Origin of the sequence: uncultured Fibrobacter sp. (assembly GCF_900316465.1) — a bacterium.
GTDB lineage: Bacteria > Fibrobacterota > Fibrobacteria > Fibrobacterales > Fibrobacteraceae > Fibrobacter.
The window spans coordinates 1-26,697 of the sequence record NZ_ONDD01000039.1 but is presented as its reverse complement, the minus strand read 5'-3'; the positions used below and the strand labels follow the sequence as shown (position 1 = coordinate 26,697).

The window sequence follows — 26,697 nt, the reverse complement described above, 5'->3', positions numbered from 1 at the left end:
TTACATTTATTTTTGTCAAGTAAACAGGAATATACTTTAGAAGGATTTTTATGCCATTTTAGGGGCCAAACCGACGGGTTTGGTCCGTCAAACAGGATTTTGCTATTTGACAAGCACTTTTTTATTAAAGAAGGCGCCCTTGGTGGCCGGTTTGCTGTTGGTGCGGCGGCCCTTCAGGTCATACCAGTGGTCAAGCTTGATTTGCCCCGTCACGGGGTTCATACGGCCAATTGCCATCGGTTTTTCGTCCTTATCCACGAAATCGACATCGATAGACTCTATTTCGGCGCCTACGCCGGCAAAATCAATGTAATAGGCTTCGCCAGCCATTCGCGGGCGATCCATCTGGAACTGCACGCTACCGTCCTTTTTCTTGAGGTAGGCACGCATCGGGTAGGCCTTCGCCCCGTTTCCAATTTTGCCAAACTGGCCCTTCGAAATTCCGGCTTCATTCGTACCGGCAAAAGCGTATACAAGTCCTAATTCGTCATCATTCTTGTCGTAATCCCATTCCTTGTACGCATAGGTTCCAACAATGCTCCAGTTCTTGCTCGTATCGTAATCGACTTCGATTTCACCCGTCTGGACGATTGCCTTTTTATCTTCAAAATCAAACTTCAACTTGTCTTCACCTTCATCCAAAATCACTATATAAGGCGTATTCGCCTTGGGCAGTTTGCCATCGCCAATCCACCTCATGGTAGCCTTCCATGCAGTATCTTCCTGGACAACACTTTCGAGCTGGAAGAATGTGGCGTTAAGGTACGTTCCCTTCGGCAAGGTGAACGGGAGCACAACGGTCACAGGCTCACCCGGAGTGATTTTGCGATCAAAGTCAATGTAGTCCACTTCGATCGGTTCCGGAATATCGATAGCGCCCTCGCCTTCGTAATCGCCGTTGATACGGGCAAGCTTCATGACTGAATTTTCATACAAAGTAAATGCAGTGCTTTCCGTTTTTTCAAATATTTGTGCCTCCACAGACACACCGTAAGAGACATCCTTGTCATCTGACTTGAGTTGGAGCGTCACCGAATTTCCAGAGGTATAAAGTCCATCAAGGCCAGGCCCTTCCGACCTCTTGAGAATCGTATCGGCCTCCGTATTGTCACCGTCATAAATAAAAAGCGAGTCGCCTTCTATAAGAGTAACCATACCGCGAATCCAGAAGACGCGATCTTTGTATGCCGTAAGCGTAACGGAACCATCGGCATTGTTGCAGTACGGGTCGTAAAAAGCCCCATTGGGTTCATCGTTAATCAACACATGAGGAATACCCTTAGTCACATTTGCCTTGAGCGAACCTGTTTTAGGAATAAAAATATCGCGTTCGATATCCGCTTCTGCGGGGTTAATAACTGCCTTGTAATAGACATCCGTATAGGGCATTTCAAACTTGGTGTTAAAATTATACCACGTGCCGCCAACAATATTCAAGTAATGAGAATCTTCGTCATTCCAATACACATACATGGAATCGGCTACATAGCCTTCTTCGAAAGTTGTAGTCAAGGTGACGGTATCTCCCATAAGAGATTTACCCGATTTCGGATTGACAGAAACTTTGCCATGGTCAAAATCCAGAGCAACAATATTATGTTCTTTATTCGGGTGAACGCTTATACGCAAATCTGGATAACAATAATCTCCGGCGTAAACAACCGTCATCAACTTGCTCCACAGCGTCGTTTTCAAATTGGCATTCGCTGCGACATGATCTTCTACATCACCTTCAAACACATTGAAACCAGAGCCAAAGAAATACTTGTATAAGGAATAGCCCTCATCTATTTGGAGAACATACCCTTCTGGGGCCGTCAAGATAAGCGGAGCCGACTCATCATATTCTCCTAAATACAACTGGGAAGGATCAATATTAAAAGACTCAACGCCTTCTGGAATATTGACTCGAAGCGGTTCGTTCTTTGGCATGGGTATACTCAGCCCATTGTCCGCCGTTAAGCGGTCGACAAAATAGGCATCGACACGGGCTTTTTCACCCGGCATCAAGAATGTGGCCTTGTTACCCGAATACCATGTACCACCGGAAACTTCACATTCTTCACGCGATGTTTTACCAAACACCTGAATCTTGTTAAAGAAATACCCTTCTTCGGGAGTTGCGGTCACGTGAACGGGAGTCCAGAGTTTTGCCGCGTTTGCATCGATGTCGACATCACCATTCATCATTTCGATGTCTTTTGAAACTTCAAACGACTGTTTCGGGTTAATAACCCTCACCTTTAAATCTAAGCCAACCTTATTAACCGTTCTGTTCCAATCTCTTTCTCTATAGGAGATTGTGAGCGATTCGCCCGAGCTGACAACCTGTCTATCTAATTCTCTCCCCCCTTCTCCCGACTCCATTTTTAAAAGCATCGGAGAACTGGTTGTAGAGCCATCATAGACAAACAATGAATCCCACAGGCTTCGTCCTTTAAGCTTACCGTAGACCTGAAGATGCATTCCATTAGGTGCCGTTATTGAAAGGTCGCCGTGATACACTCCTTTTTCGCCATATGTCGAAGAAACATCAAAAAACAAGATGCTGTCCGGAACGGTTACCGTATATGTTCCACTTACCGGCAAAGGTACATAATCTTCACCTTCGTGAGAATAAACCGAAACTTCTGTAGCCCATGCCATTGTTGACATTAGGCAAAATACAAGCATTGTCAAAATGCTTTTGGATTTCATTGTCTTCTTCCTTCTTAAGAAAAGAATCTTGTCATTTTTGCGAGCAATCAAACCATCGGGTTTGAATTATCGAACGGAGCCTCGCCAATGGGCCCGTGAATTACCGGCGTCTTGTCGCCATCGCTGCTCTGCAAAAGATTAGAATGTCGTTCCAAACGGAACACCTTCATTTCGGGAACGGTATATTCTTTTTTCATCTGATTAACCCTCACATCTCCATCTTTTGTCTGATGGATTCTATCAGCAAATTCGCTTTTAATATAGTTTTTTTAAAAGCAAGAAGGCCGCACCCCCAAAGGTGCGGTCTTCTTTTTGCCGAGAGAGACTCTTTGTTCTAGCGCTTGGGCCTAGAAGCCCAAGTCAAGTGCGTTAGCCTTGCCGCGACGCACGCCCCACAGGAAGTCCTGCGTGCGGTCAACCACGGTCTTGCTGCCGACCTTGATGCGGTATTCAAGTCTTGCGATGTACACGCCGGTCGAGACCAGGCGGCCATTCTTGGCGCGCATGTTCCAGGCGAGGAACAGCTTGCCATTGTTTTCGAGGCAGGTGCCCTGGCCATGATCCTTGAATACGTTGTCGCTGCAAGTGATCACGTTAGCATAGCTGTTCACGAATTCACCGAGGCTAGAGTAGTAGGTAGCCTTGTAGTAAAGTTCCGTACTCTGTGCTACAGCTTCTACGATGTCTTGAATGTCTCTTTCGCTTCCGCTGTTGTACTTGCTGACATTCTTGGAATCGAGCATGTGATTCTTGTAGGCGTCGACAATGACCGGGTCAAGATCGAATTTCTTCTTGGCGTCGTCAATCGACATCTGGCCATTATCTACGGCAGCTATAATCTGTTCAATCGAGTAAGACTGCTTTGTACCGGTAGCCTCGTCGACAACGATCACCTTGTCTTCGAAATTCTGAACGGCATTCTTGATGCTTTCGATTTCGTTCTCAACCAGTTCGGCCATATTCAAGTCACCCAGGAAGTGACCCTGCGTGCCGTATGCGGCAGCGGCCTGTTCTGCATTGAGAATCGAGGGATCCTGAATGATTTTCGGCACGGTAGCGCTTTCGCTGGTGATAATCGTCTTTGCGCTGTCGTAAGAGGCTGAACCCGGATCCACCTTCACGACACCAGGGCTCGTTACATTCACCTTCTGTTCACCGGTAATGCGTACCCACGGGTTGTTTGCGTGCGGGCCCACATTCACCATGTCCAGAGCGAATGCCGCGCTCATTGTCGGAGCAAAGCGCACGGAGTCACCCACGGCCGGAATAAAGTCGTTATCGTTACCCTTCGGGAAGATCAACGTCCACTTGTTCGGAGCGGTTGCAGAGATGTCGCTTGCAGACTTGACGGTGGTACCCAAGATACCGTTTTTCCACACATGGAAATTAAAGATGTCAGAAGTCCTTTCCTTGTTCTGGATGGCTTCACTGAAGCTGATTTCAAGCTGCGTGTTACCGTCCTTCATGTAAGAGACTTCAGCCTTGGTAACAATGGGGCCAATCTGGTCTTGCAGTGCACCGTCTGCCGGGTACACGGATTTATTGCCGTTATCGATATAGGTGTACCAGACCTTCACAAGGCCAGTGTATACCTTACCGGTAGAGTCGCCCGTAAAGATAGCGCTATTAAAGCCGCTACCTTCGGAAACGATATAGGCCGTGTTGGAACCGTCTCTGTAGTGAGCCTTGTAGGCGGCACTGAGTCTTGCGTTCTTGGCAGAATTGAAGATGAACTTGACGGAGTCGAGAGTATTCTTTCCGCCGAGTGATCCATCGAACTGAATCCAGATACTGTCGCCTCGGCCATCGCCGTCGCGGTCAAAGATTTGAGCAAGTTCGATTTGCGGTACCGGCGGCAACGCGAAGTTGATGCTGTTCCAGGTGGCGGTGTTACCCGATGCCTGGCCCTTCACGTACAGAATACCGCCCCAAAGTTCACCCACAGCCTTCACGTAGAACGAACCCGCGCCGTTCACGAGCTTGACTTCGGTAATCGGGTTACCCAGGGAGTCGCAAGGAACCAGGGCTTCGTCGTTTGTCGTGGGATAAACGACTTCGTCATTGGCCCAGTCTTCGGCGTACTGCACATAGACCTTGTAAGACTGACCCACCCACATGGTAACATTCTTATTCATGTTGAGCGGCAAGGTATCGCTACGAATGGTAGAACCGAGGCTCCTGCCAGTGGAATCGGCAAACACGATGTTCGGCAAGGCGTAGGCGCCCACCACAAAGTACACGTCCTTGTACTGGGAGTTGTCGGAGCGGAGCGTTACACGCAGGTAGTACACGCCCGGAGCAAGGCCACGGTTGTCCTTGATGGATTCCTTATCGATTCTGAAGGCGTCAAAGTCATTGTTCACGGTAATGCCGCCGAACCACATGCCGGCCGTATCGAGTACCACACCGTTAGAGGGCAGGTTGCCACCGAACAGCGTAAAGATCGAAGGACCGCGTTCAAGCGAAAGTTCCTTTTCGCCTTCGCTGAAGTCGCAAGCGAGCTTGTTCTTACGGATCTTCTGCCAGACTTCTCTGTCAATCATGTTCGGATCGTTATTCGGGTTCTTGAGCATGATGCTTGCTTCGGTCTTAAGGTCGATCGAAGTATGCATACGGAAGTTCGAAGAACTGGTATGACGTTCGGCGTAGAAGATATGGAACGGATAGGTTTCACCCGGAGTAAGGCCAAGGGTATCCAGGTTCACGGCGCCCGATACCTGAGCATGCTGACCGCCGATGTCCACCACCAGTCTGTTGTTGATGAACACCCACACGTCGTCGTCACCCTTGAAGTCGAAGTACTGGCCCGGGATATATTCGAACGTGGCCTGAATCTTCATGGTAAAGCCGAAGTTATGGCGCTTGTTGTCGCTACCGCCAGTCAACTGGTCGTAATAGGGGTTCGGAACTGTCTTGGCATCATCGAGGTACTGGAAGTCATCGAGCAGGAACATACCGCCGCGGTTGGCTTCGTTACCCTTAGAAATAGCATCCTTCGAAATTTCGGCCAGCCAGAAACCAGCGCTATCCATAGAGATGTACAGGTCGCGGCAAGTCATGTTGGTGAGCTTGTTGCCCTGGGCATCGACTGCCAAGGATTCCGGAAGGAACCAGTAGGCCAAGTGATCGGTAATCTCACACCTTTCGGGGAACGGAGTTGCCGGAACCGGGACGCCGTTGGGGCCAAGCTGGGTGTCGACCATGCCGAGCATGGGGCTAGCGCTACATCCGCCAGAACCGAAGTCTGCGCTAACGCCGTATTCAGGATTACCGTTACCACGAACACCATCGCCCTTATTGCCGTGCAGCCAGTCGAACATCATGACCGGGAGTTTTTTCAGGGGGCAATCACCCAAAACGCCAGCAGGGTGTTCTGCGTAAACGCCGGGTTCGCCTTCCTGGTTGCCCTTGACCCAAAGGGTATCGCTGAGGGCGGCCACAGAGTCGAGCTTGATTTCGGTAGTAATGTCGGGCTGAGCAGTGGTAAGACCTTGTGCGCCCACAAAGTTTTCGCCAATGGTCTGCTTAAAGTAAACGGTGAAATTTTCAGTGGGGGCCTTGACTGCAGCAATAAACCATCCGCAGTAGTTGTCCAGCGGAATCATGGCTGTGGGTACGCCATCGACATATACCTGTGCGTTGGTATTGGTCCAAGGAGTAAAGAAGCTGATAATCTTCATGCCCTCGGCAACGCCACCGGGATTGCCACCCGGATTGCCAGCACCCGGGCCATCTTGGCCGGGGTCATCGTTACCAGCACCCGGACCGCCCGGATTTGCGCCTGGGCCAGTGGGAGTGGTCTGAGACGTGAATTTCCACGTACCATCGTTAGAAATGGTGATTCTTGCCTGCTGCGAAGTCGGATACAAATCGCTAAACGAAATGCCCTCCGGAGCCAGGAGGTTCTGGCAGCTTGCGTCACTAAAGACGTACAAGTCGTAATTGGGCAAGACCCTACGACTTTCGATGTTGAAACTCAAGCTACGGTTCGGAATGCTAGAGCAGCCCGTAGCCCATTCATCTTTGGCATTGTTGTAAATAGCGTAGTAGAGTTCGCCTTCGTGAGTAGCTGTAAGCGTAAACGTCGCCGCGAAAGCCGCGGGGACAAGCAAAGCGAGCAAACTGGTTGCTCTCTTAAAAATATCGCACCTCATCCACATCTCCTAGGGCCATAGGCCTAACTGTACGTACTTTTTACAATATTGTATTGTAGAAATAAATTTTTTTTTCAAAAAAATCAACTGGACGAGAACGGAAAAGGGTTAATTCTGATTAACAATCGTGTAAACGGCATGTTTTGGGGGTAAAATTCCCGAAAAAGACGGCGATTTTTTTTGAGAACAAAAAACGCCCTTCCGGGCGCCGTGCAAAAAAACGTGTTTTTTGGCTTAAATTCCGAGGTCGATGGCGTTCACCTGGCCGCGGCGCACACCCCACAGGAAGTCCTGGGTGCGGTCGGTAATGACCTTGGTGTTCACCTTGATACGGAACTTGAGGCGGGCAATGTAGACACCCGTGGCAGCCAGTCGACCGCTATCCGAGCGCATGTTCCAGGCCAAGAAGAGTCTGCCACCGTTTTCGAGGCAGTTCTGCTTGCCGCCTTCCTTGAAGATGTCGTCGTTACAGGTAATGACGCCCGAATGACTGTTCACGTAATGACCCAGGCTAGAGTAGTAGATTGATTCGTAACGCAGTTCGGTCTTGTCGGCGACAGAGCTTACAATCTTCTGGATATCGGCCGGAGTGCCGCTCTGGTAGTTCTTCAAGTTTTCCTTGTTCAACAGGCCGTTTTCGTAGGCGTCTACGATGACCGGGTTCAGGTCGAACTTCTTTTGGGCATCCTTGATGGACATTTCGCCGGTTGCCACCTTGGCAATGACTTCTTCGATGGTGTAGGTGCGCGGGATGACACCTTCCTTTTCGGCGGCCTTGGCTTCGTCCTTGTCGACGAGCTTGCCGTTGTCCGGATTCTGGACGGCCTTCACGATTTCGGCGATTTCGTTTTCGACGAGTTCAGCCATGTCGAGGTCGCCCAGGTAATGGCCCTGCGTGCCGTATTCGGCGGCCACCTGTTCGGCGGTCAGCACGGTTTCGCCACCCACCAGCTTGGGCACGGTAGCCTCTTCGCTTTGGATAATGGCGCGGGCGCTATCGAAGGTTTCGGATTCCGTCGAGAGGCTTACCACCTTCGGGCTAGTCACCGTGACCTTCTGTTCACCGGTAATGCGAATCCAGGGGTTCAGTTCGTGCGGGCCGACGTCTACGAGGTCAAGCGCCATGCCAAGCTGAGACGGCGGCATAAAGCGCACGGAGTCGCCCACGGCAGGCACGATATCGGTATCAAGGCCCTTCGGGAAAATCAGCTTCCATGTGTTTTCGGGAGTGGTCAAGATATCGCTTGCGCTCTTGACGGCACTGTCCTGCACGCTGTTTTTCCAGCAGTGGAAGCGGAAGAATTCGGTGTTCGCGTCGGTGCCGTTAATGCCTTCGCTGAATTCAAGAGCAAGCTGGGTGTTGCCATCCTTCAGGTACTTGACTTCGGCAGCGATAATGACAGGGCCAACCTTGTCGGTGAGCGAGCCGTCTACCGGGAATATGGCGGGCTTGCCATCGTCGCCGGTATAGGTGTACCAGATGTTGACCAGGCTGAACAAGTCGCTAGAGTTCGTTCTGCGGCCGGTAAAGATGGACGGTTCGAAGCTCGTTCCTTCGGCGGCGAGCGAAATGGAAATGTCGCCGACATTGTAATTGCTGACCTTGTAGGCAACCTTGGTCTTCTTGTAATCTTCGTTTTCTTCTTGGAAGATATACTTGACAGAGTCGATGACCGTGCGGTTGTCGATAGCCTTGTTCAACTTGATCCAAATGCTATCGGCGCGGCCGTCACCGGTGCGGTCGTAAATGTAGGCGGCTTCGATCTGCGGTACCGGCGGCACTGCGATATTGATCTTGGTCCAATGAATTTCTTTATTCTTGGCGCCAACCGTGCTCAAGGTAAGCACGCCGTCGACCACCTCGTCGGTTGCCTTCACGTAGAAACTTGCGCGGCCTTCCATCAACACAATTTCACTAATGGGCTTGCCGGTTGAATCGCAAATGGTCAGGTTCGGAGTCGAGGCCTTGACTTGCACTGCAACACCGCTGTAAATGGAGGCCCATTCTTCGGCGTACATAATGTGCACAGGGTAAGAGCGGCCGGCCCACATCTTTTCGGTCTTGTCCAGATTGATGGGCAAGGAATCGCTCGACACGTCGCGGCTAAGTTCGTTACCGAAGGCGCTCCAGTATTCCGTAAAGTTAATCGTGTCCTGCGTGTCGAAATCTACGATAAAGTAGGTGGAATCCTTGACGCTTGCAAACGCGAGGTTCGGCAATTCGTAAGGTTCGATGGTGAACGGAATATCCTTGTAGTCATCCGGGTTGCTCTTGAGGCGCACGCGGACATAGTAGTTACCGGGCGGCAGAGCTTGAGCCTTCGTAATCGCCTTGGTGTCGATGGTGATCATGGTGTAGTCGTTGCTTACCGTAATGCCACTATAGTAAGCGGAATCAAGCGTCTTGAGGGCGATTCCGTTCTTGTCAAGGCTCTTTCCGTAAAGGGTGAAATTAGACGGACCGGGTTCGGTGTGCTGCTTTTCGGGGCTCGTGGAGAAGTCGCAAGCGAGAACCGTTTCGCGCACGATCTGCCACACTTCCTTGATAATCAACTTCGGGTCGTCCGAAAGGTCGGTGAGGAACATGCTGGCTTCGGCCTTCAAGTCCATGGAAGTGCGCATCTTGAAATTCGATTCGTTGCGGTGACGTTCGGCGTAGAAGATGTGGAAGGAATAGGTTTCGCCCGGAATTAACTTGTCTGCAGGATTGTTCTTGCCGATGGTGTCTAGCTTGACCTTGCCTTCGATCTGCGTATGCTGACCGCCGATGTCCACCACCAGCTTGTTGTTGATGAACACCCAGACGTCGTCGTCGCCCAAGAATTCGAAGTACTGACCAGGCACGTATTCGAAGGTGGCCTGGATCTTCATGGTAAAGCCGTAGTTGTGGCGACCGATAGTCGAATCGCCCAGAATGCTGTCGTACATGGGGTTCGGGATAGTGCCAGCTTCATCGAGATACTGGAAGTCGTCCAAGAAGAACAGACCCTTTTCTTCGCTATCCTTGTTCTTCTGGCCGAACCAGAAACCGTCGTCGGTGAGAGAAAGTTCGAGGTCGCGGCAGGTGGCGTTGGTATAGCTATTGCCGGCGGCATCGGTTGCGACGACTTCGGGCAAGAACCAGTTGCCGAGGTGTTCGGTGGTTTTGCAGTTGCTCGGGAAGTTTGCAGCGGGAACAGGAACACCGTTCGGGCCAAGTTCACGTTCGACCATGTTCCTCATGACCTGATGGCCGTTGTCGTTTTTGCAGCCGCCCGTACCGAAGTCCTGGCTGGTAGTGTTGGCTTGTGCAATGGTGTTTTCTTCGTCGCTACCATCGCCATGCAACCAGTCAAACATCATGACCGGGAGCTTTTTGATGGGGCAGTCGCCGAGTTCGCCCGGGAGCTTTTTGATGGGGCAGTCGCCGAGTTCGCCCGGGAATTCGGTAGAAAGTTCCGGTTCGCTGTACTTGGAGCCCAGAATCCAGACGGTGTCGGAAATCTGCAGCAAGGAATCCAACTTGATTTCTTGTTCTACAGGGATTTCTTCTTTAGAAGCACCTTCGGCACCGATATGCAGGTCACCGATAGTTTGCTTGAAAGACACGTAGGCGTCTTTGGGTGTCAGTACGGCGCGATATTCGAACCAACCGCAATAGTTTCCACCGACAGGTTTCATGTAGTCGGCCTTGCCGTTCAGCATAACGACCACACCCGTGTTGCTCCACGGAGCAAGGAAGCGGATGGTCTTTTTAGCCGGTTCCACAATGACCGGTTTGGTCGTCGTCTTGGTCAACGTGCCGTCGGGGTTGATCTGGAGCCAGACCTGGAAAACCTCCTGGCTATCGACGCCGTTCTGGTATTCGGGGAACAGCTCGGCGAGGAAGGGTTCATTGCCTTCGTTCAGGTACGAGGCACAGGAGTCCTTGCCTTCGGCGCAGAAAGAACCGAAACGCAGCTGGCGCACGTCTTCGCGACCCTGTCGGTCGGAACCTTCAAGACGTTCCTGAGTGAAGCAGACTTTAAACGTACCGTCGTCTTCTTTGCTCAGTTGCTTGTACTTGAAATTGGCTTCATTATCAGCGTAGAAAAGGTTATTGCCATCGTATATAACATGGGCTATGGCTACACAGTCCTGCGCAAATGTGTTAACAACTAAAAGGGTCAAGCATAATGCCAAACCCCGGAAAAAGTTTTTGCACTTCATCCGTTCTCTCCATGAATGTCCCACACACAAGACACAACCGGAGTAAATAATAGTTTATTTTGCGCTATCTTAAAGCAAACAATACTTTACTATGTAGGGTTTTTATAAGAAAAAGGAGACTTATGGAGAGAATTTCAATAAAAACCCCTAAATAAATACAAAAAGCGAGGCCTGCGGGGTATCAAAATCCTAATTTTTAGGAGGAATTTACAAATCAACAGGAGTTTTTTATGAATCGAGTGTATTTGGTTGCCTCCGCCAATATGGAAGCCAAAGTCAAGGAAGTCATGGACGCTGTAGCTGCCGCCGGCCTGATTGGCGCAACCTACAAGCCCTGCGTGAACGGTGCCGAAGCCGCTAAGGAACTGAAGGCCCACAATTCCGCCGTGCTCATGGAAAAGATTGCGGCCGACTTCCTTTCTCAGGACTTTGATTCTGTAGACGCCGTGGTGGTCGAAGGTGCACAGGGCATGAGCGACGTGATGGCCCAGAAGTACAACGACTCTCTGGCTACCGCCCTCGATGCAAAGATTTATTCTGACAGCGAAGACGCTGACCTGTTCTGCCCGAACCGCTTGCTCGCTTGCTGCAAGTGCCTCGCCAAGGACTTGGCTGCCGAACCGGCCGAACGCAAGACCAGCCAGGCCATGTTCCGCGCAGGCTTACTCTTGAAAGCTTCCAAGGCCAAGAAGCGCATCGTGCTGCCTGAAGGTTCTGAACCGCGTACCGTGCAGGCTGCCAAGCTCGTGATTGACCGCAAGATTGCAGTGCCCGTGCTCATTGGCAAGAAGGACGAAATCCTTGCCGTGGCCAAGGAACAGGGCGTTGCTCTCCCAGCCGATATCGAAATCATCGAACCGTCTGCAGAACTTGCTGAAAAGTATGTGCCGACTCTCGTGGAACTCCGCAAGTCCAAGGGCATGACTGAAGACCAGGCCCGCGCAGCACTCGCCGACAACGTGATGCTCGGTACCATGATGCTTAAGATGGGCGAAGTCGATGGCCTCGTTTCTGGCGCCATCCACTCTACCGCCGACACCTTGCGCCCTGCCCTGCAGGTGATCAAGTGCGCTCCGGGCGTGAAGTCCGTGAGCTCCGTGTTCTTTATGTGCATGCCGGACAAGACTTACATTTACGGCGACTGCGCCATTAACCTGAACCCGACCGCCGAAGAACTCGCCGGCATTGCTCAGCAGTGCGACGACACCGCGAAGGCCTTCGGCCTCCCCAGCCGTGTCGCCTTGCTCAGCTACAGCACCATGAACAGCGGCAAGGGCCCGGATGCAGACCTGGTTCGCGAAGCGACCAAGATTGTGAAGGAAGCCCGTCCCGAAATGCTGGTGGATGGACCGCTTCAGTACGATGCGGCGACCGTGCCGAGCGTTGGTTCCCTGAAGGCCCCGGGCAGCACCGTCGCCGGTAAGGCTACCGTGTTCGTGTTCCCGAGCCTTTCTGCCGGTAACATTGGTTACAAGGCTGTGCAGCGCAGTGCCCATGGCACGATTGCCATCGGCCCGATGTTGCAGGGCTTGGCTAAGCCGGTGAACGACCTTAGCCGCGGCGCCCTCGTTGAAGACATCGTGTACACGATTGCTTTGACTGCTGTGCAGGCTAATTAGACCGTTCGGCTCTATCGCATTAACAAGAATGTGATATCGCCTCACTCTCGCAATCGCGACCCGTTAACACCGGGTCGCTTTTTGCTCACGGTAATCTTAATTCCGGTCCAAATTCATTAATTTATACAAAATAGGGTCGCACCTTGAAGGTGCGGCCCTATTTTAATTTCGCGACACGCAGAATTACACGAACTTGTAGAGGTCGGTAATGTCTTCGTTGTTCTTGTCGTAGAACCAGAACTGGTTGATGTGGGCGTGTTCGTCTTCGACCAGGCTGATGCTCATGCCATGCTTGTATTCCAAGTAGTTGAACATGCGGTTGTGGTCCTTGCAGAGCACGTCGATCACCTGGGCGCTTACCACGAGGGTCACTTCGCGGAGCTTGCCCTTGGCCTTGGCGCGTGCCATCCAGCGGTCGATCATGCCGAGCGTGGATTCGAGCGTTGCAATGCGGCCGTCGCCGTCGCAAACCGGGCAGCGTTCGGTCTTTTCGGTCATCAGGTTCACGCGGACGCGCTTACGGGTGACTTCCATAAGGCCAAACTGGCTGATGGGAGCGGGGCTGATCGGTGCCTTGTCGCGGCGGATTGCCTTGCGGAATTCCTGGTAGACCTTTTCGTTGTCTTCTTCGGATTCCATATCGATGAAGTCGATAATGATCAGGCCACCCACGTCGCGCAGACGAAGCTGCTTTGCAATTTCGTAGCAGGCGTCAATGTTGGTTTCGAGAATGATCTTGCCCTGGTCCTTGCCGTGCACCTTGGGACCGGTGTTCACGTCGATAGAAACAAGAGCTTCGGTCTGTTCGATGACGAGGTTACCACCACGCGGAAGCGGTACCTGACGCTGCAGGGAACGTGCGTAGTCGTTTTCGATCTTGAAGTATTCGAACAGGCTTTCGTTGGAACTCCAGAGCTTCACCTTGTCGAGCTTGTCCGGCGAGAGTACCTTGAGGTATTCACGCAGGGCGAAGTATTCGTCGCGGTTGTCGATATACACGTAGTCGGTGTTATCGCTGAAGTATTCGCGGACTGTCTGTTCAATCGAATCGGATTCTTCGTAGATGCAGGTTTCGGCAGGCTGGTTTTCGAAGTTGTACTTCGTCTGTTCCCACTTGCTTTCGAGTTCGCGCATCTGCTTGTTGATTTCGAATTCGGATTCGTTCAGACCGTTGGTACGAACGATATAGCCCACGTCGCGACCCTTGAGGCGGCGGACCACCTTCTTGAATTCGCGGCGCTTGGCCGGGTCGCGTTCACGCTTGGAGACACCAATGAAGTTGGTGCCCGGCATGCACACGAGGAAACGACCTGCAAAGCTCAGGTGAGTGGTCAGACGAGCACCCTTGGTGCTAATCGGTTCCTTGACCACCTGAACCATGATTTCCTGGCCTTCTTGCAGGATTTCATCAATCGAGACTTCCTTGGAAGAACCGCCCTCGTCATCATCGTCGCCATATTCGCGGCGGAGGAGTTCGTTTCGGTCCATGGCGTCTTCTTGATGCAAAAAGCCTGCCTTTTCAAGGCCAATATCAATGAACGCAGCCTTGAGTGCCGGAAGCACCTTCTGGACCACGCCCTTATAAATATTGCCCAGAACTCGGTTAGAAGAAACACCCTCGACGACAAGTTCAACGAGTTCGCCGTCTTCCATGATGGCGATACGTTTTTCGTAAGGGGTCTTACTAATCAAAATTCCGCGCTTGCACTTATTTGCCATTAAAGCTCCTAAAAGTAAGCAAAACTTGTTGGACGTCCCTAAGAAGCATTCCAAAAGTATGGACGCTTCCGAACCCACGTGCTTCTCTTACGGAAAGTACCGCATTTCCACAGCGTAAAGTCTAGGGAACATAAATATAATAAGTCAATATTCCAATTCTGGATTTCAAAAAATGAAATAAGGCGTAATTTGAAGAAAAAAAGGCAAAAAAGACAAATAATTACATATATTTAAAATCAATAAGAAGAGAGGAATATATGGGATTTAATCTCCGCGGACTTGCCTTTAAGCAGTCTATGATGATTCTAGCGGCTATTACGGTCGTCTTTGGCCTGATTTTTGGCATCATGAGCTACAAGACTCAGGACATGCTAAACAAGATGACAGTCGAAAACGGCGAAGAAACCAGCCGCGCCAACGTGAACTACATCGACAAGCTCTTTAACGCGGGCAAAGTCATTGGCGAAGACTTATCCAAAAAGGTGAGCGAGCACCCCATGAACAAGGCGGACATGGACGACTTTTTGATGCAGTCGCTCTTTAACGCCCGCAACCTGATTCCCCAGGTGGTTGCCGTGGTAGTCGCCTACGAACCGGGAAAGGGCCCCGAAAACACAGAAGGCGAATACATGCGACTCGCCCGCTTTGACCACGTCGATACCAAGCTTGTATCTGGCGCGAGCTACCAGGACAAGGAATGGTACTACAGCGTAAGGGACGGCAAAACGAGCCGCTGGCAGGAACCCTTCATTGGCGAATTCGTCCCGGAACCGATTGCCGTCTATACAGCTCCTATTTTCGGAAAAGACAAGAACGGCGAAGACGAGCTGATTGGTGTGCTTGCCGTAGACATGTCGATTGAATTCCTTAAAGAAGAAGTCGGGTCGATTCCTGTTTCGAACTCGGGATTCGCCCTGATCACCACAACCAAGAACGTGGCCGTCGCCTACCCGAAAAGCCTTGCCGAAGGAAAAAGAAACCGCGACATCATTGTCAGAGAAAAGCGCGGACAAAAGCAAGTTGAATTCGACCGCAAGGGCCGCGATAGCAGCGGGCTGTTTATCGGTACGGTTGCAGGCGGCGAAGAATCTGCCATTTACTACACCACGATCCATTCGACCAACTGGACGTTCATGGTCGTGTGGCCCATTCAGAAATACCTGGAAGACCAGAGCGCCATGCGCAGGCTGTTCTTGATGATGGCTCTCGGCGGATACGGCGTAATACTCGTAATTATCTTGCTGATTTCGTTCCGCGTGGCAAAGCCGCTCAAGGACTTGACCATTGCGGCCCGCAAGCTCGGGCGCGGAAACTTCGACGTGGCGATTCCGAAAATCACGGGTCATGACGAAGTGGCCGAATTCGCGTGGGCGTTCTCGCACATGCTCACCGAAATCAAGGAAAACATCGAAAAGCAGAAGGACATGAAGCGTATCGAGCGCGAACTCGACCTTGCCCGAAACATTCAGCTTTCGATGCTGCCCGGCGAAGAACGCGACGAAAATTCTGACGATGACCGCCACGAACTCGCACCGTTCCTGCTGCCCGCCAAGGAAGTGGGTGGCGACTTCTACGACTTCTTCAAGATCGACAACGATCATTTGTGTGTAGTGATCGGCGACGTGTCCGGCAAGGGCGTTGCCGCCGCCTTGTTCATGATGGTTGCCCGCATTATCTTGCGCACCATGACCAAGAACCTGAAGTCTATCAGCGAAGCGTTCAGCAAGACCAACTACGCTCTTGCCAAGCGCAACCGCCTGAACATGTTCGTAACCGTGTGGGCAGGCATTATCGACCTGCGCACGGGCCATATCGACTTTGCCTCGGCTGGCCACAACCCGCCCGTGGTACGACACAAAGACGGCTCTACCGAATTTATCCCGAGCAAGTCGAGCGTAGTCATGGCCGCCATGGAAAATACGGTTTACAAGCAGCAGACTTACGACCTCAAGCCGGGCGACACGCTGTTCCTTTACACCGACGGCGTCACCGAAGCGACCAACTCCAACAACGTATTGTTCGGCGACAACAGGCTCCTCGCAGTCATTCGTAAAGGTGGCGAACTGAGCCCCGCCGACACCTGCGACCTGGTCAAGAAAGAAATTGACAACTTTGTACAAGACGTTCCGCAATTCGACGACATCACCATGCTTGCCGTCAGGTTCAACGGAATCGACGAACCCGTATGGGAACGCTACGAAAAGACTATCGATGTTTCCGATAACGGCAAGAGCCACGCACTCAAGTCGTTTGTCGAAGACATCCTTACACCAATGGATGGAGCAAAGAAGATGCAGATGCAAGACGCTTGGGAGCGTTATGAAAAGATTGTGGACGTGATTCCTGAAAACCAAGACATCTTGACGGCATTCGTCGAAGGTATCTTGGCCCCGATGGAAGGTTCCATGAAGTCGCAGATGCAGATCAACATCGCGATTGACGAAATCTACAGCAATATCGTGAAGTTCTCGGGAGCAACCGAAGTGACATTGATTGTAGAAATCCGCAAGGCGACGCTTTCGGCAAGACTCACCTTTATCGACAATGGTAAACCTTACGACCCGATCAAGCAGGCCGACCCGGACATTACGCTACCTGCCGAAGAACGCGAAGTCGGCGGCCTTGGAATATTCATTGTGAAAAAGACCATGGACAGCGTATGCTACCGTAGAAACGGAGACAAAAACGAACTGGCTATTACCAAGACCTTGTAAAGTCTTGTAAACTTTTATAAATTTAAGAGAAAGAGGGAAAAATATGCAGATCAACAAGACAATCGAAAACGATAAATTGACCGTCGCACTCGAAGGTCGCTTGGATACTCTGACCGCCCCGCAGCTCGATGCCGAAATCCAGGGCAAGCTCGACGGCGTAAAGACGTTGGTGTTTGATTTCAAGAATCTTGACTACATCTCTTCTGCAGGCCTGCGCATTCTGCTGATGGCCCAGAAGGTCATGAACAAGCAAGGTTCCATGGTCGTCAAGAACGCAAGCTCCGAAATCAAGGAAATTTTCGAAGTGACCGGTTTCTGCGACATTCTGACTGTCGAATAGCCTATTTGAGCGTTCAAGCGCGTCCAAGTGCCCACGAAATTTATCCCCTGACCTCGGTCGGGGATTTTTTTATTGCCGGGTGGGGTTGACGCCTTTTATGCATATAACTATATTTATGCATAAAAGAAACTGCATGGAGCAAACGGCTATATAGACCGCCGCAAGAACCGTGCCAAAAAAGGATATAACATGGAATACAAAATTAAGGACATTAACCTTGCGATTGAAGGCCGCAAGGAACTCGACTTGGCCGAAACTGAAATGCCGGGCCTGATGGCTCTCCGCAAGGAATACGCAGGCAAGAAGCCGCTCGCTGGCGCCCGCATTATGGGTAGCCTCCACATGACCGTGCAGACCGCTATCCTTATCGAAACGCTCGTGGACCTCGGTGCCGACGTGCGCTGGGTGAGCTGCAACATCTTCAGTACGCAGGACAACGCTGCCGCCGCCGTGGTGGTGGGCAAGAAGGGTACTGTGGAAAATCCGCAGGGCGTGCCTGTGTTCGCCTGGAAGGGTGAATCCTTGGAAGACTACTGGGAAAACACCGCCCGCGCCCTCGTATGGCCCGACGGCAAGACCCCTGACCTGATCGTGGACGACGGTGGCGACGCTACCATGCTCGTGACCTGCGGTGCTGAATTCGAAGACGCCGGCAAGGTGCCTGAATTCAACCCGGCCACCGACAGCGAAGAATGGGGCGTGTTCCTCGCCACCTGCCGTAAGATTTTCGAAAAGGATCCGAAGCAGTGGACCCGCGCTCGCGAAGCTTTGAAGGGCGTTTCCGAAGAAACGACTACCGGCGTGCATCGCCTTTACCAGATGGCCCAGGCTGGCCGTCTGAAGTTCCCGGCAATCAACGTGAACGATTCCGTGACCAAGTCCAAGTTCGACAACCTCTACGGCTGCCGCCACTCCTTGATTGACGGCATCAACCGCGCCACCGACGTGATGATGGCCGGTAAGATTGCTGTGGTTTGCGGTTACGGCGACGTGGGTAAGGGCTGCGCCCAGTCTCTGCGTGGTCAGGGCGCTCGCGTGATCATCACCGAAATCGACCCGATTTGCGCCCTGCAGGCTGCCATGGAAGGCTACGAAGTCAAGACGCTCGACGAAGTGGTTAGCTACGCCGATATCTTCGTGACCACCACCGGTAACACCGGCATCATCAGCGCCGCCCAGATGGAAAAGATGAAGAACCGCGCTATCGTCGGTAACATCGGTCACTTCGACAACGAAATCGACATGGCCGGCCTCAAGAAGATTCCGGGCATCAAGCGCAACGAAATCAAGCCGCAGTACGACGAATGGATTTTCGCCGACGGTCACAGCATCCTTATCCTCGCTGAAGGCCGCTTGCTGAACCTCGGCTGCGCTACTGGTCACCCGAGCTTCGTGATGAGCGCAAGCTTCACGAACCAGACCATCGCTCAGATTGACCTGTGGCTCAACGCTCAGGGCAAGCAGACTGTCGCTGGCATCAAGTACGAAAGCGGTGTCGTGTACACCTTGCCGAAGATCCTCGACGAAAAGGTTGCTCGTCTGCACCTCGAAAAGCTCGGCGTTCACCTGACGACCCTCACCAAGGCCCAGGCCGACTACATCGGCGTGCCCGTGGAAGGCCCGTACAAGGCTGATCACTACCGCTATTAATCGGTATCGCGCGCAAGCAGGCTGCAAGCGCCGCGCCCTATTTGTCATACCGGCCCCAGTGCCGGGATCTCCTTTTACAAAAAGTCCCCGGCACTTGCCGAGGGATTTTTTCATTTAAACATTAGCGGTTCCAGCCGGAATGCCCTTCGCCGTAATAGAGGGCGGCATCTTCGGGCCCAAAGTCGTCGGCTACGATATCGCGCGGAGAAAGCCACCCGCGCATCTTCTTGATGCGTGCCTTGCGAGCCTCGGCAGCGGTGTCTGCTGAAGTTCGGGCAGCAGGTGCCGCGGCAACGGGAGTCGCGCCCACTTCATTGTGTTTTTCGTCAAGTAATTCGGCCATACATTAAAAAGATAGTTTAATACCAGCCAAAAAAGATTATTTTAAAAGCATGAACGCAAAAAATCGTAACACCTTTTCTGTGGCGATGTTCGCTGTCGCGGCTACCACCTCCGCCGCGCTTGCTCCGGCTGCATTCGCACAGACGGCATCCGACACCGTCTCGTTCGTGAACTTCGAGAACCGCGAAGTCGGCGTGTACGGCAATGCCGAAGCCAAAGAAGACTTCAAGCGCAACGACTACGATAAAAGCTGGTGGTACGCCATGGACAAGAACAATGGCGAAAATTCCAAAATCGTGTACGACGGCGAAGAACACGGCAACGTACTGCAGCTCAAGTACCCCAAAGGCTGCGTAGGCCCGAATGACAACGACACGCCTGCCTGCGCCGGGCAAATCATCCAGCCCCTTGTGAAAACCGCAGACACCATGTGGAGCGCCTACGACATATTCTTCGAAGACGGATTCGAGTTCCAGCTCGGCGGCAAACTCCCCGGCCTATGCGGCGGCAAGTGCTACACCGGCAACGCCATGCCCGAAACCGGCGACGGCTGGAGCGCGCGCATCATGTGGCGCAAAGACGGCAACGCCGTGCAGCTCATCTACTTCATGGGGCAAGAGTCCGTATATGGCGACGACTTCACGTGGGACTTGAACGGCACCATCCCGCAAAAACAATTCACCACCGGCACCTGGCACCGCATTGTGAACAAAGTAAGTATGAATACCATCGCCTCTTCCGGCAACGGCGACAAGAACGGACGCGTGCAGACCTGGTTTGACGGCAAACTCGCACTCGATGTAGATACGCTCAGGCTCCGCGACTACGACACCGTGAAAGTCGACAAGTTCTACCTCTCTACATTCCACGGCGGAAGCAGCGCCGAATGGGCCCCCACCCACGACTGCTTTATCCGCTATGACAACTTCACCGTATCGACGGATTCCATCGCCGTGACGGCAAACGCGACCACTGCGGACTCAAGCGCCCGCGATACCAGCGGCGTCGAGCGAATTTGGACGCGGGCACAAAACCGCGCCACAGTCGCCCCCGTTGAAACCTACCGCATCGACGGCACCTTTGTCGGCCGCAAGGAAACTCGCCCCAACGCCACCACGCACCAGCTCAAGAACGGGAAAAGAGTTAAGGTTGTGAGGTAGTTTTTTTTTTCACCGAATTTTTCACCGAACTCCCCATTCAACTTGTTGGGTTCAACAGGTCTAAGACTTTTCCTTTTCTTCATTAACTATCCATGATCCCTGTTTATTATTGCCAACACGGCTAACGGCCCCCATTTTTTGCAAAGCTCTCATATTCTTATTTATATGTACAAGAGAAATGGATATGCACTTGGACATTTCCCTTTGCGTTATTGCTGGTTTTTCACGCAATACATTAATAATTCTTTGCTGAATCTCACTGAATTTACTGTTAACCCTATTGTTAACCCTATTGTTAACCCTATTGTTAACCTCTTCATTTTGAGGCTCTCCCACATAATCATTCAGCGATACTGTTATTCTAAACACATCGTCTTCCGAAAAAGTCGGATCGGCACCGCCGTAAGGCTTGGAATAAAGGAACATTTTGCGGACACCCGAGCCAAGCTGGTCGGCATAGCCGATATTCCTGAAAAACGACGCAATGGTTGGGTTCTTGGGCTTCGGTTCCAAATTCTCAGGCGTGATTATCTTTTGGGCTGGTGCACGGTTCGCATTTTCGACAAGCATGCGGTTTCGTTCTATAATGAACTTCGCCTGGTACGAACTCGTAAACTCACGGTGCATCAGAGTGTTCGAAATCATTTCGCGGACAATGATGTTGCGAAGGCTCTTGCGGAACGAATCCTCGACAAAGAACTTGTCCGGCAAATGCTTTTGGGCAAAAGCAAAAAGACGCTCGTAACTATTGATAAGGTTCGTATCTACGACATCACGGTCATCGTAACGATCAACATTTTCACGACGAAGCAAGGCATCTGTCCTATACGCCGGACAAATGCTATGGATCACCTCGTCACGGCCAAGCAGGAGTGCCGCCGCTAGGTTGAATCCCGGTTTATCCGAGTCGTAGTCCATGGTATAAAGTCCAGCACTCTTCAACAATGTCTCATCATCCATGTTTTTCCACGGATGGTCGCCTCCAGCATTGTTGACCGCCAAAAGGCGCACCCTGTCAAGCAATTCCAGGTGCAAGTCCTCTTTTTTCAGATACGGATAAATGCGCAGTTCGGTAAATATACCCTGTTTACGAATGAACATCTGCGCAATTTGTGAAGTTGCGGAAACCTTGACATCAGCGTCATTCACGCGGTCATAAACGACCCGCTTAAAACTATGCACCTCGGAACTCTGTGGCACATGAATACGGATTAACGTCTTGCCGTTGTGTCGTATGATTTCTGGATCAAGATATGTTGTCGGCTGGAATAGAGTCGGATTATTCGCAACATTGATGATGTTCTTGATCATATCGATAGCCGCATTTTCTGGAACGCCCTCAACTTTACCATTATCAAGGACCCCGAGATAAATATCGCCACCGAAACGATTTAAGAAAGCACACACAGACTCATAAACATCGTCGCCAACACGACCGCCAGCGCGCTTGAATTCTACAGCCACAGTTTCCCCAATCATTAGGGCTTTCTCAAATTTTGCAAGATCCATTACGCACCCTCCCTAACTTTCTAAATCCCTAAATCTTTCACTTCAAACACAAGACACTCACAATATGGGGACCCGCCATTTATCATGTTAAACTTTCCAAAGGGAATGTCCGTCTTGTACGTCCACGGGATTCTTACGCCGTTATCGTCAATCGCATTACTATCATACCACAGCGCGGTAATGTTATTGTGCTTACCAATTCCATCAACGAGTTTCCATTTCCCCTCATCCCATTTCAAATGAAAATTACCGTCTTTAAAGCAATATCCCCCTAAACGAATTGCGCCGTCAAGTTCCATTAAATCATCCGAATAGCCATAAACAATAGTTAAGCCATTTCTTTCGGCACATTCTCTTTCTACATCATAAATACCCTCCAAAAAATCGCGAGGAACTAGAGCCTCAGCAAATTGTTTTGCAGAAAACTTTTGAAATTTCATCATCAAAATGTACCGCACAACTCGCTTATACTCGTTCCCAAAGTGGGCCAGAGTCTTTTCTTCAATAATGGCAGAATCCTTGCATACACTCGTAATGCCATTGATGAAAACATTTACATCGTGAAATGATTGTTTTACCATGAGTTTTAAGCCTCCATTTGGCCATAAATTGTGGCCGGTTGATGTTAGAGGCGTTCTTGCAAAACCGAAAACCGGTTAAAACAAAAACGCACCTCGCCTTAAAACAGCGAGATGCGTCGGGCATTAATGTACCTAATATCAAAAAAGCTGGCAAGGGGTTCCGAAAAATTTTACAAAGCAGACCATTTTGCCGACGTTGGCAAAATGGTCTTTTCTTAAACAAGTTTCAGCTGTTTTGCAATATCTTGTTTCATTTTAGTTAGAGGCCTCTTATGAACATCTTCTAATCCAGGATAAAAACCAAAAATAAAGCGGAATAAATCTTTTTCAGAATTATTCGTAAACTTGTTTTTGAACCAATTTTGCAACTGTCCAATAAAAGAGTTGCTATATATCTTTGCTTTCCAAATAATTTCTTCTGCCTCATCATTCAAAAGTTTATATATATCATCAATACAAAAAATTTCTTCATGATTTTCCCTCAAACCCCGTTCTTTACTATGCAATTCAACATGAAGTAGTTTTGAATTCGATTTTAGCAAATACGTCAAAAGAGCCTTCTTATCCAAAACAAAAAGAAATGGGTTTATTTTTTGATAAAAATCTGTATATAAATTAAATTTTCCAATTTTATCCTTCTTCCACAAATTACAGAAGCCACATGACGGCTGAAGATTAAAGAAAGAAATGGACAAAAAAGGGTACTTTGATTTTGCCCAAAAATGATCTAACTGAAAACGCCCTTTTATCTCAACACCATATTTTCCAGTACTTAAACGAACTCTTTTTTCAGTAGATAACACATAATCGCTATTACAATTTACGCATACACGAATATTTAATCGCTGTATATATGGCGCTATTATTTCACTCCTAACTGTTTTATACCCCATAGCAGACACAACCATCTCATGAAATTTTTGTTTTGTTCCCGCTTTCCAAGACTCACTATCTAAATCAGTATCCTTCAAAAAAAAGAAATAACGCATCCAATAGTATTTGAAAAACCTAGGATGTAAAACTATTAGTTCATCATAATGCTTGATTATTTTTTTTAAGTACTTTACATACAGTTTCCAATTTGGCGATTGAGGAATAGAATTTTGAATTTCGCTTATTCTTTGGGTTAACTTTGAAATCGTTTTTTGTTTTTCTTTTGCAATAATCTCATCGTAATATTCATCAGCAATGGCTTGAACTTGAGGCGTAATAAGAATTCTTTTCATTTTAAGCACCCCACTACTTACGATTCTTTTATTTGTCGTAATACATTTCTTATCATTTCATCCCCAATAATTTTTTCAAGAAAAGAATCAGCCCAATCATCAGACCATTCAAAAATATTACTATTGGGATATCGTTCATTTTGTTTATTTGTAAAATAATTTCCTAATGATTCTATTTTATGTTGAGCAAACTCTCCAACGAATCCTTTTGACTTCAAGAAGAAACTATGATACAAAGCATCACTTACATTTGCACCAAAAGTATTTAAATCAACCTTATCGCTGACATCAATTCCGTCTTGTAAATACAAAATATTACTCTTTGGCATATCAGAAAGAATGAAAGGCGAATGCGTGAGTATCATTATATTCATGCAACAACCTCCCTCTCCATACAAATTTTGTTTCATCGAAGTAACCAAATTGAGCAATCTATTTAAAAATTGTCTTTGAAAATCCGGATGGAAACACATTTCCACTTCATCAAAAACTAAATTAACACATTCATATTTTGGATGATATTTTATAGATCCATCAAAATCCTGATATTCTCTGTTTATAGAAAGAATATTTTCAATGTGATAACAATGAATTGAAAGCGTTTCCAAGAGTTGCAATTCCCCTGAACTCAAATCATAAAAACTTATATCATCATCCCCCTTTTTCAAAATCAATTCATAATCAAAAATGGACGGAGGGAGAAGTCGGTCGATTCTAACAGGATCTACAAAAAAACGCTTGCCTTTTTCGTTTGACACTACAAAAGGACCAAAAAAAGGGTTTTCCCTCATAAGCACCTTTGAAAGCTCGTCAAAGTACACTTCGCCATTATATGATAATGCGGGGTTAAATATTCTTTCTATAGCCTCTTTCGATAACTTCATGAACGACGTAACTCGTTTTATCTTTTTTGTCACATGCCATTCGGGAGCCTTTAGCATCTCTATTAAGCGATCAGTCTTTTTACTTTCTTCAAAAATAATTCTGGGATTATCACTATCCTTATCGAAGGAAACGACATTTTTATATTCTAACAGTACATCGTATTTATTTACAATAGTCAATATTTTAAGCTGAAGATAAAGCATGGCTTTTTTCTTATATTCATCACAACCTTCATATAACATTTCTGCATTTAGGCTAAATTCATGTACTAATTTTTTTGCAAATTTTTCATCTATAAATTTCAAACAATGGCGATCTGACGGATATCTTTTGTCGAAATCTGCACTAGCAGAACCCTTTAGTTTCCAAATATTCTTGATTTTATTTTTTAAAAAATTCTTTTTTAAATTTATTTTTAAATCATGATATAAATATGGGTCAAAGTAGAATTTCCCCTGTTCTTTGGCCCAAAGAAACAGCGTGCAAACACGATCTTTGGAAAGATTCAATTCATTTGTAATATTAATATGCCCATTATCTCTGTATGGATTTAAAACTATTGAACGAATATACCCATCGTTTTTATGAAAAATACTATTTATCCATATTTTTTCCCCAACATTGTCTTTCTTAATTTTTCTATCTCTGCCAGATTCAAAGACATAAATATTATGAATATAGTTTGTTGGAATAAATGATTGAATGGAATAGTTCGATACAATTGTATAAAAAAAGTTGTCTATTAATTCTGCAATTTTTTTGCTTGGCAATATTTCCACATTACCATATTCATTGATTTCAAAATGAGCTATTTTACTTCCGTTACATATCAAATCCAAAATAAGACCTTTCGACTCTAACTCATATATTTTTTCTCCTACAGAAAAATAAATTTTAACGAACAAACCTGGAACATAATAAAGAGATTCTGCTCCAGGACGCTCTTCATCATGTCCCCTTTCATACATGTACGAAAAATTATTGATGGCCATATAAATAAGTTCCATCAATGTACTTTTCCCACTACCATTTTGGCCAACTACAGCCTGAACATTTATATTGGGACCAAAAAAGTTCTCATCAAGCACTCGCACTCTTTTTTTGAGTTTTTTTGCATTTTGATCATGTTCATAAAAATCATTAAAAAAATATCTTTTTGACTTCAATCCTTTATACAATCGTTTATCACACGGGCCAAACAGAAACTGCTCTTCATCAGGAAAATCTTTCTTTGATATTTTTTCAACGCAGTTAATACTAAAAAGCATATTTATCCTTTATTAATTAGTTGATTAAATAATTAAACAACATTTAATTTGATATTTATATAAAAAAGTTTCTAATTTAACTTAAATATTTCTTACAAATTCAAAAAGGTAGCATTTCAGCAACAAACTAACACTCGATTCTATCATTTTTTCAGATATATCCTACATTTGTAGGGCTTATAGTCCAAATCATCCCTAAAACCGTCTATTTAGGTGTAACTAGCTCACGCCGTAATTCTATTGCAGCAGTCCCCTCTCTTCTTTTATTATTTTTCCTACATGGACCAGACCCCCGACAACATTGAATTTGCCCCCGGCATGCGCGTCATCATCCGCGACGAAGAATGGATGGTGAAAAAGATCGAAATCAACAACCTTGGCAACAAGGCCTTGCATTGCGTTGGAGTCTCGCCCCTCGTGAAAGACAGGGAATCCATCTTCCTGACAGACCTCGAACGGATTACCGTCGTTGACCCAGCAAAGATTACGCTTTGCACCGACGACTCCCTGCATTACAACCGCACCAAGCTTTATCTCGAAAGCCAGTGGCGGCAATTGATTCCGACAGACACGAACCTGCACATCGGGCATCGCGCGGCAATGGATATGATGCCTTACCAGCTTGACCCGACAAAGCTTTCGTTA

General features: G+C 48.6%; 15 protein-coding genes and 1 pseudogene. 6 read left to right on the top strand and 10 right to left on the bottom strand.

Features of this window, described 5'->3' with window-relative positions:
* Positions 1-102: 102 nt before the first annotated feature.
* The 4 genes from QZN53_RS11820 to QZN53_RS11805 all read right to left on the bottom strand — a co-directional run bounded on the left by QZN53_RS11820 (position 103) and on the right by QZN53_RS11805 (position 11,000).
* Positions 103-2,655, bottom strand: coding sequence for a hypothetical protein (locus tag QZN53_RS11820; protein ID WP_163439138.1), 2,553 nt, complete (start codon positions 2,653-2,655; stop codon positions 103-105).
* A gap of 89 nt (positions 2,656-2,744) precedes the next feature.
* On the bottom strand, positions 2,745-2,894 hold the full coding sequence (locus QZN53_RS11815; protein WP_163439137.1) for a hypothetical protein: 150 nt from the start codon (positions 2,892-2,894) through the stop codon (positions 2,745-2,747).
* 150 nt (positions 2,895-3,044) lie between these two features.
* Entirely contained in the window at positions 3,045-6,851 is a 3,807-nt protein-coding gene (locus QZN53_RS11810; protein ID WP_294653292.1) for a fibro-slime domain-containing protein, read from the bottom strand.
* Positions 6,852-7,085: 234 nt separating this feature from the next.
* Positions 7,086-11,000 carry a fibro-slime domain-containing protein gene (locus QZN53_RS11805; RefSeq protein ID WP_163439136.1) on the bottom strand — a complete coding sequence of 1,305 codons (3,915 nt, stop codon included), beginning with the start codon at positions 10,998-11,000 and terminating at the stop codon, positions 7,086-7,088.
* Positions 11,001-11,269: 269 nt separating this feature from the next.
* Between QZN53_RS11805 and pta the strand changes: the two genes are divergently transcribed.
* Positions 11,270-12,658 carry a phosphate acetyltransferase gene (gene pta, locus QZN53_RS11800; protein WP_163439135.1) on the top strand — a complete coding sequence of 463 codons (1,389 nt, stop codon included), beginning with the start codon at positions 11,270-11,272 and terminating at the stop codon, positions 12,656-12,658.
* Between the two features lie 183 nt (positions 12,659-12,841).
* Here the strand turns inward: pta and QZN53_RS11795 are convergent, their stop codons facing one another.
* Complete coding sequence (locus tag QZN53_RS11795) at positions 12,842-14,377, bottom strand: Rne/Rng family ribonuclease (RefSeq protein WP_088629009.1); 1,536 nt, start codon at positions 14,375-14,377, stop codon at positions 12,842-12,844.
* A gap of 257 nt (positions 14,378-14,634) precedes the next feature.
* Here QZN53_RS11795 and QZN53_RS11790 point away from each other — a divergent pair, with 257 nt between their 5' ends.
* The 3 genes from QZN53_RS11790 to ahcY all read left to right on the top strand — a co-directional run bounded on the left by QZN53_RS11790 (position 14,635) and on the right by ahcY (position 19,081).
* On the top strand, positions 14,635-17,091 hold the full coding sequence (locus QZN53_RS11790; RefSeq protein ID WP_163439134.1) for a SpoIIE family protein phosphatase: 2,457 nt from the start codon (positions 14,635-14,637) through the stop codon (positions 17,089-17,091).
* 43 nt (positions 17,092-17,134) lie between these two features.
* Entirely contained in the window at positions 17,135-17,431 is a 297-nt protein-coding gene (locus QZN53_RS11785; protein ID WP_163439133.1) for an STAS domain-containing protein, read from the top strand.
* Between the two features lie 189 nt (positions 17,432-17,620).
* Entirely contained in the window at positions 17,621-19,081 is a 1,461-nt protein-coding gene (gene ahcY, locus QZN53_RS11780) for an adenosylhomocysteinase (RefSeq protein WP_163439132.1), read from the top strand.
* 121 nt (positions 19,082-19,202) lie between these two features.
* Here ahcY and QZN53_RS11775 read toward each other — a convergent pair whose 3' ends face one another.
* Complete coding sequence (locus tag QZN53_RS11775; RefSeq protein WP_163439131.1) at positions 19,203-19,424, bottom strand: hypothetical protein; 222 nt, start codon at positions 19,422-19,424, stop codon at positions 19,203-19,205.
* Positions 19,425-19,473: 49 nt separating this feature from the next.
* Between QZN53_RS11775 and QZN53_RS11770 the strand changes: the two genes are divergently transcribed.
* Positions 19,474-20,583 (top strand): polysaccharide lyase, encoded by a 1,110-nt coding sequence (locus QZN53_RS11770; RefSeq protein WP_294653283.1) that lies wholly within the window; start codon positions 19,474-19,476, stop codon positions 20,581-20,583.
* Positions 20,584-20,643: 60 nt separating this feature from the next.
* Here QZN53_RS11770 and QZN53_RS11765 read toward each other — a convergent pair whose 3' ends face one another.
* From QZN53_RS11765 to QZN53_RS11750, 4 genes are all read right to left on the bottom strand, one after another.
* The gene (locus QZN53_RS11765; protein WP_163439130.1) at positions 20,644-22,092 is read right to left on the bottom strand and encodes an RNA-binding domain-containing protein; all 1,449 of its coding nucleotides are present in this window, start codon (positions 22,090-22,092) and stop codon (positions 20,644-20,646) included.
* Positions 22,093-22,112: 20 nt separating this feature from the next.
* Complete coding sequence (locus QZN53_RS11760; protein WP_163439129.1) at positions 22,113-22,673, bottom strand: hypothetical protein; 561 nt, start codon at positions 22,671-22,673, stop codon at positions 22,113-22,115.
* A gap of 215 nt (positions 22,674-22,888) precedes the next feature.
* Positions 22,889-23,899, bottom strand: a complete 1,011-nt coding sequence (locus QZN53_RS11755; RefSeq protein WP_163439128.1) for a hypothetical protein — start codon at positions 23,897-23,899, stop codon at positions 22,889-22,891.
* A 17-nt stretch (positions 23,900-23,916) separates the two neighbouring features.
* The gene (locus QZN53_RS11750; RefSeq protein WP_163439127.1) at positions 23,917-26,052 is read right to left on the bottom strand and encodes an AAA family ATPase; all 2,136 of its coding nucleotides are present in this window, start codon (positions 26,050-26,052) and stop codon (positions 23,917-23,919) included.
* Positions 26,053-26,331: 279 nt separating this feature from the next.
* Here QZN53_RS11750 and QZN53_RS11745 point away from each other — a divergent pair.
* Positions 26,332-26,697: pseudogene (locus QZN53_RS11745) on the top strand (ATP-dependent helicase); the annotation flags it as partial.

Bases quoted from the DNA above. Each gene is read 5' to 3' on its own strand.
- QZN53_RS11820 (WP_163439138.1), bottom strand. From the start codon at position 2,655: ATGTCAACAATGGCATGGGCTACAGAAGTTTCGGTTTATTCTCACGAA.
- QZN53_RS11815 (WP_163439137.1), bottom strand. From the start codon at position 2,894: ATGAAAAAAGAATATACCGTTCCCGAAATGAAGGTGTTCCGTTTGGAA.
- QZN53_RS11810 (WP_294653292.1), bottom strand. From the start codon at position 6,851: ATGAGGTGCGATATTTTTAAGAGAGCAACCAGTTTGCTCGCTTTGCTT.
- pta (WP_163439135.1), top strand. From the start codon at position 11,270: ATGAATCGAGTGTATTTGGTTGCCTCCGCCAATATGGAAGCCAAAGTC.
- QZN53_RS11795 (WP_088629009.1), bottom strand. From the start codon at position 14,377: ATGGCAAATAAGTGCAAGCGCGGAATTTTGATTAGTAAGACCCCTTAC.
- QZN53_RS11790 (WP_163439134.1), top strand. From the start codon at position 14,635: ATGGGATTTAATCTCCGCGGACTTGCCTTTAAGCAGTCTATGATGATT.
- QZN53_RS11785 (WP_163439133.1), top strand. From the start codon at position 17,135: ATGCAGATCAACAAGACAATCGAAAACGATAAATTGACCGTCGCACTC.
- ahcY (WP_163439132.1), top strand. From the start codon at position 17,621: ATGGAATACAAAATTAAGGACATTAACCTTGCGATTGAAGGCCGCAAG.
- QZN53_RS11775 (WP_163439131.1), bottom strand. From the start codon at position 19,424: ATGGCCGAATTACTTGACGAAAAACACAATGAAGTGGGCGCGACTCCC.
- QZN53_RS11770 (WP_294653283.1), top strand. From the start codon at position 19,474: ATGAACGCAAAAAATCGTAACACCTTTTCTGTGGCGATGTTCGCTGTC.
- QZN53_RS11765 (WP_163439130.1), bottom strand. From the start codon at position 22,092: ATGGATCTTGCAAAATTTGAGAAAGCCCTAATGATTGGGGAAACTGTG.
- QZN53_RS11760 (WP_163439129.1), bottom strand. From the start codon at position 22,673: ATGGTAAAACAATCATTTCACGATGTAAATGTTTTCATCAATGGCATT.
- QZN53_RS11755 (WP_163439128.1), bottom strand. From the start codon at position 23,899: ATGAAAAGAATTCTTATTACGCCTCAAGTTCAAGCCATTGCTGATGAA.
- QZN53_RS11750 (WP_163439127.1), bottom strand. From the start codon at position 26,052: ATGCTTTTTAGTATTAACTGCGTTGAAAAAATATCAAAGAAAGATTTT.